This is a genomic window from Actinomadura sp. 3N407 (genome assembly GCF_052245875.1).
Taxonomy (GTDB): Bacteria; Actinomycetota; Actinomycetes; order Streptosporangiales; family Streptosporangiaceae; genus Spirillospora.
This window is the reverse complement of sequence record NZ_JBQQBP010000057.1, coordinates 1-4,992: the sequence shown is the minus strand read 5'-3', so window position 1 is coordinate 4,992 and position 4,992 is coordinate 1. Positions and strand designations below refer to the sequence as shown.

The window sequence follows — 4,992 nt, the reverse complement described above, 5'->3', positions numbered from 1 at the left end:
AACTCCTCACCCAAAACCGCCCCTGGCCCCAACTTGACCACCCACGCCGCGCCGCAATCTCCTCCTTCGGCATCAGCGGCACCAACGCCCACATCATCATCGAAGAACCCCCGGCGACCGAGGAGGCCGAAGCGGAGGAAGACACCGGCCCGGTCGCCTGGCTGATGTCGGCGAAGACCGAACCCGCGCTGCGCGACCAGGCCGGACGCCTGCTCCACCACATCGAGACCAACCCCGATCTGGATCCGTCGGCCGTCGCCCGCACGCTGAGCACCCGCGGCACGTTCCTCCACCGCGCGGGGGTCGTCGGCACCACCATCGACGAATTCCGTTACGAGCTGGCGGCACTCCGGGACGGCGCCCCGGCCACGAACCTCAGCCAGGGCGTCGAGACACCCGGAAAGACCGTGTTCGCCTTCCCCGGACACGGCGCCCAGTGGCCGGGCATGGGCCTGGGCCTGCTGGAGACCTCACCCGTGTTCGCCGAGCACCTGCGGGCCTGCGACGAGGCCCTACGGCCCCATACCGGCTGGTCGCTGCCGTCGGTGCTGCGCGGCGAACCGGACGCGCCCGAGGTGGACCGCGTCGATGTGATCCAGCCCGCGCTGTTCGCGCTCACGGTCGCGCTGGCGCGGGTGTGGCAGGCGCACGGCGTGCAGCCGGACGCGGTCGTCGGCCACTCCCAGGGCGAGATCACCGCCGCGCACATCGCGGGGGCGCTGACGCTGGAGGACGCGGCGAAGATCATCGCGGTGCGCGGCCAGGTCGCCGCCACCATCGCGGGGACCGGCGGGATGGCGGCCATCCCGCTGCCCGTCGAGCGGGTCACCGCCGATCTGGAGCCGTACGGCGACGCGCTGTCGGTCGCGGGCGTCAACTCGCCGCGCACCACCGTCGTGTCCGGCGCCCTCGATGCCGTCAACCGGCTGATCGCCGAGTACCGGGGCCGGGACGTCGACGCCCGGGCCGTCCCGATCGGGTACGCCTCACACTCGCCCCACATCGAACCGCTGCGCGACCGCATGCTAGAAGCCCTCGCCGGCATCGAGCCGCGAGAACCGATCATCCCGGTGCACACGACGGCACGCGAGATCGGTGACGGCGTCCGGTTCGACGCCGAGTACTGGTACGACAACCTGCGGAACCCGGTGCGGTTCCGGCGTGCGGTCACCGGCCTGCTGGAGTCGGGGTACACCCGGTTCATCGAGGCGAGCCCGCACCCGGTGCTGACCGCCTCGATCCAGCACACCGCCGAGGAGATCGACGCGGCGGCCGTGGCGGTCGGCACGCTGCGCCGCGATCGGGACGACCGGGCTCAGCTGCTCACCGCGCTGACACGTGCCCACACGCACGGCGTCGACGTCGACTGGACGACCGTCCACTCCGGGAACCGGTTCGTCCCGCTGCCGACGTACCCGTTCCAACACCGCCGGTACTGGCTGCACCCGGCCGCGAAGGCGAGTCAGTCCGGGACGGCGACCGGGCACGCGCTGGTCGGTGCCGCGACCGAACTCCCCGATGGGAACGGCCACATCCTCACGGGCCGGATCTCCACGGCCACACATCCATGGCTGGCCGATCACAGCATCCTCAACAGCACGCCGCTGCCCGGCGCCGCGTTCCTCGACCTCGCCCTCCGGGCGGCCGTCGAGGTCGGCGGCGACCGGATCGACGAGCTCACCCTGGAGAGTCCCCTGACTCTCCACCACAACGCACCCGTCCAGCTCCACGTCACCGTCACCGCGCCCGAGGACGGCGAGCACCGCGCTTTGATGATCCACTCGCGTCCGGTGGACCGGCCGGAGCAGCCGTGGACCCGGCACGCCACCGGTACCGTCGCCGCGACCGCCGCCGCGGAAGGGGACGGGTTCCCCGAGGCATGGCCACCGCCCGGAGCGGCTCCCATCGACCTCACCGGCGCCTACGACCGGCTCGGCGCCGACGGATACGAGTACGGACCGGCCTTCCAGGGGCTGCGGGCCGCATGGCGGGCCGGCGACGAGGTCTTCGCCGAGATCGTCCTGCCGGAGGACGAGCACGCGGCGTCCCAGCGCTTCTGCGTGCATCCGGCGTTGCTGGACGCCGCGCTGCACGCCATCGTCCTCGGTCTGCTCGGCGAGCGTGACGGGGCGTGGCTGCCGTTCTCCTTCACCGGCGTGTCGCTGCGGGCCGTGGGTGCGAGCCACTTGCGGGTGCGGCTGCGTCCGATCGGAACGGACGAGATCGCCCTGGACATGGCCGACGCGACCGGCGCACCTGTCGCCGCCATCGAGTCGCTGGCGTTGCGGCACGTCGATCCCGGGCAGCTGCGGGGCGACGACCAAGGGAACACGCCGCTGTTCGAGCTGAACTGGACGGCCCTTGCCCCGGCGCCCACAGAGCCGCTGCGGGCCGCCGTGCTGGGATCCGACTCCCTGGGACTGGCCGAACGGCTCGACGGGGTCACCGCATGGGGCGAAACCGTCCCCATCGACGGCCCGATACCGGACCTGGTCCTCGCCGAGTGTTCCGCGCCGGACGACGATCGTCCCGAGGCGGCGCACGTCGTCGCCGAACGGGCGCTGGAGCTGACGCGGCGGTGGGTCGACGACGAGCGGCTTGCCTCGTCCCGCCTGGTCATCGTGACCCGGGGCGCCGTCGTCACCGGCATGGACGAAATCCTCACCGATCTCGCCGGGGCGGCCGCGTGGGGTCTGGTCCGGTCGGCGCAGCTGGAGCACCCCGGCCGCTTCACCCTGCTGGACCTCGACGGCGACGACGCCTCCGTCCACGCTGTGGGGACGGCGATCGCGAGCGGCGAAGCGCAGCTCGCGATCCGGGGCGGCCGGTGCCACGTCCCGCGGCTCGCCGCGGCCTCGGCCGCCGCCGAGGACGCCCCGCTCGCCCCGGGCGGCACCGTGCTCATCACCGGAGGCACCGGCACGGTCGGGGCGCGCCTCGCCCGTCACGCCGTCTCCCGCCACGGCGTGCGCCACGTGCTCCTGGTCGGCCGCCGGGGTCCGGACGCCCCCGGGGCGGAGGAACTGCGGGCGGAGCTGACCGCGCTGGGGGCGGAGGTCACCGTCGCCGCCTGCGATGTCGCCGACCGCGACGACCTCGCCCGCGTCCTCGCCGCGCTGCCGGAGGACCGTCCGCTCACGGCCGTCGTGCACGCCGCCGGTGTTCTGGACGACGCGATGCTGACCAACCTGACCCCGCGTCACCTGCACTCGGTGCTCAGGCCGAAGGTGGACGCGGCCTGGCATCTGCACGAGCTGACCGCCGACAGCGACCTGGCCGCGTTCGTGCTCGTCTCCTCCACGACCGGAACGGTCGGGGCGGCCGGGCAGGCCAACTACGCCGCCGCCAACGCCTACCTCGACGCACTGGCCCACCGTCGCCGGTCCCTGAGACTGCCGGGCACGTCGCTCGCCTGGGGGCTCTGGGCCGCCGACAGCGACATGACCGGCTCCCTCACCCAGGCGCAGCGCGAGCGGCTACACCGTCAGGGGCTGCGGCCCATGGCGACGGAACAGGCCCTCGCCCTGTTCGACGCCGCGCCGTCCGCCGGGACGCCCCACGTCGTGGCGGCGGACCTGGACCAGCGCGCCCTCCAGAACCGTGCCGCCGAGGGCACCCTGCCCCCGGTGCTGAGCGGCCTGGTCCGGCGGCGGCCCCGGCGCGCGGACGTGAACGGCGCGGTCGCCGGCGGCGGCGCCCTGGCGGCACGGCTCTCCGAGCTGCCCGACGCCGAACAGGACGAGCTGCTCGCCGAACTCGTCCGCGGTCACGTCACCGCCGTGCTCGGCCACTCCACCGCCGTGGACGGAGCCCAGGACCGGAACTTCAAGGAACTCGGCTTCGACTCGCTCACCGCGGTCGAGCTGCGCAACCGGCTGAGCGGCGTGACCGGACTCCGCCTTCCGGCGACGCTGGCGTTCGACCACCCCACCGCCACCGCACTGGTGCGGTATCTCAAGGAACGGGTGCTCAGCACCGGCGAGCCGTCGTCTTCCACCGCCGCGACCACGTCCACCGTCGCGGCCGACGAGCCGATCGCGATCGTGGGGATGGCCTGCCGCTTCCCCGGCGGCGTCCGGTCGCCGGTGGACCTGTGGCGGCTGGTGGCCGAGGGCACCGACGCGATCGGCGAGTTCCCCACCGACCGTGGCTGGGACCTGGACGCGCTGTACGACCCGGACCCCGACCACCCCGGCACCACCTACACCCGCCACGGAGGTTTCCTTTACGACGCCGGGAACTTCGACGCGGAGTTCTTCGGGATCAGCCCGCGGGAGGCGCTGGCCACGGACCCGCAGCAGCGGCTGCTGCTGGAGACCGGCTGGGAAGCCGTCGAAAGCGCGGGCGTCGACCCGCGATCGCTGCGCGGCAGCCGCACCGGGGTGTTCACGGGCGTGATGTACGACGACTACGCCTCGCGCCTCATGCATTCGGCGCCGGAAGGCTACGAGGGCCAGTTGGGGACCGGCAGCGCCGGCAGTGTCGCGTCGGGACGGCTGGCCTACACGTTCGGCCTGGAGGGCCCGGCCATCTCGGTGGACACGGCGTGCTCGTCGTCGCTGGTCGCTCTGCACCTGGCGATCCAGGCGCTGCGCAACGGCGAATGCGACCTGGCGCTGGCCGGCGGCGTCACCGTGATGGCCACCCCCGCCTCGTTCATCGAGTTCAGCCGCCAGCGCGGCCTGGCCCCCGACGGGCGGCCGAAGTCGTTCGCCGCCGCGGCCGACGGCACCGGCTGGGGTGAGGGCGTCGGTCTACTGCTGGTCGAGCGGCTCTCGGACGCCGAACGCAACGGCCATCAGGTCCTCGCCGTGGTGCGCGGCTCAGCCGTCAACCAGGACGGCGCATCCAATGGGCTCACCGCCCCGAACGGCCCGTCCCAGCAGCGGGTGATCCGGCAGGCCCTCACCAACGCCGGCCTCACCCCCACCGACATCGACGCGGTCGAGGCACACGGCACCGGCACCCGGCTCGGCGACCCCATCGAAGCCC

At 73.5% G+C, this 4,992-nt stretch carries 1 protein-coding gene; it reads left to right on the top strand.

The features are described from left to right. A partial coding sequence (locus ACTWPP_RS44845; protein WP_443110591.1) for an SDR family NAD(P)-dependent oxidoreductase occupies positions 1-4,992 on the top strand: 4,992 nt, incomplete at both ends.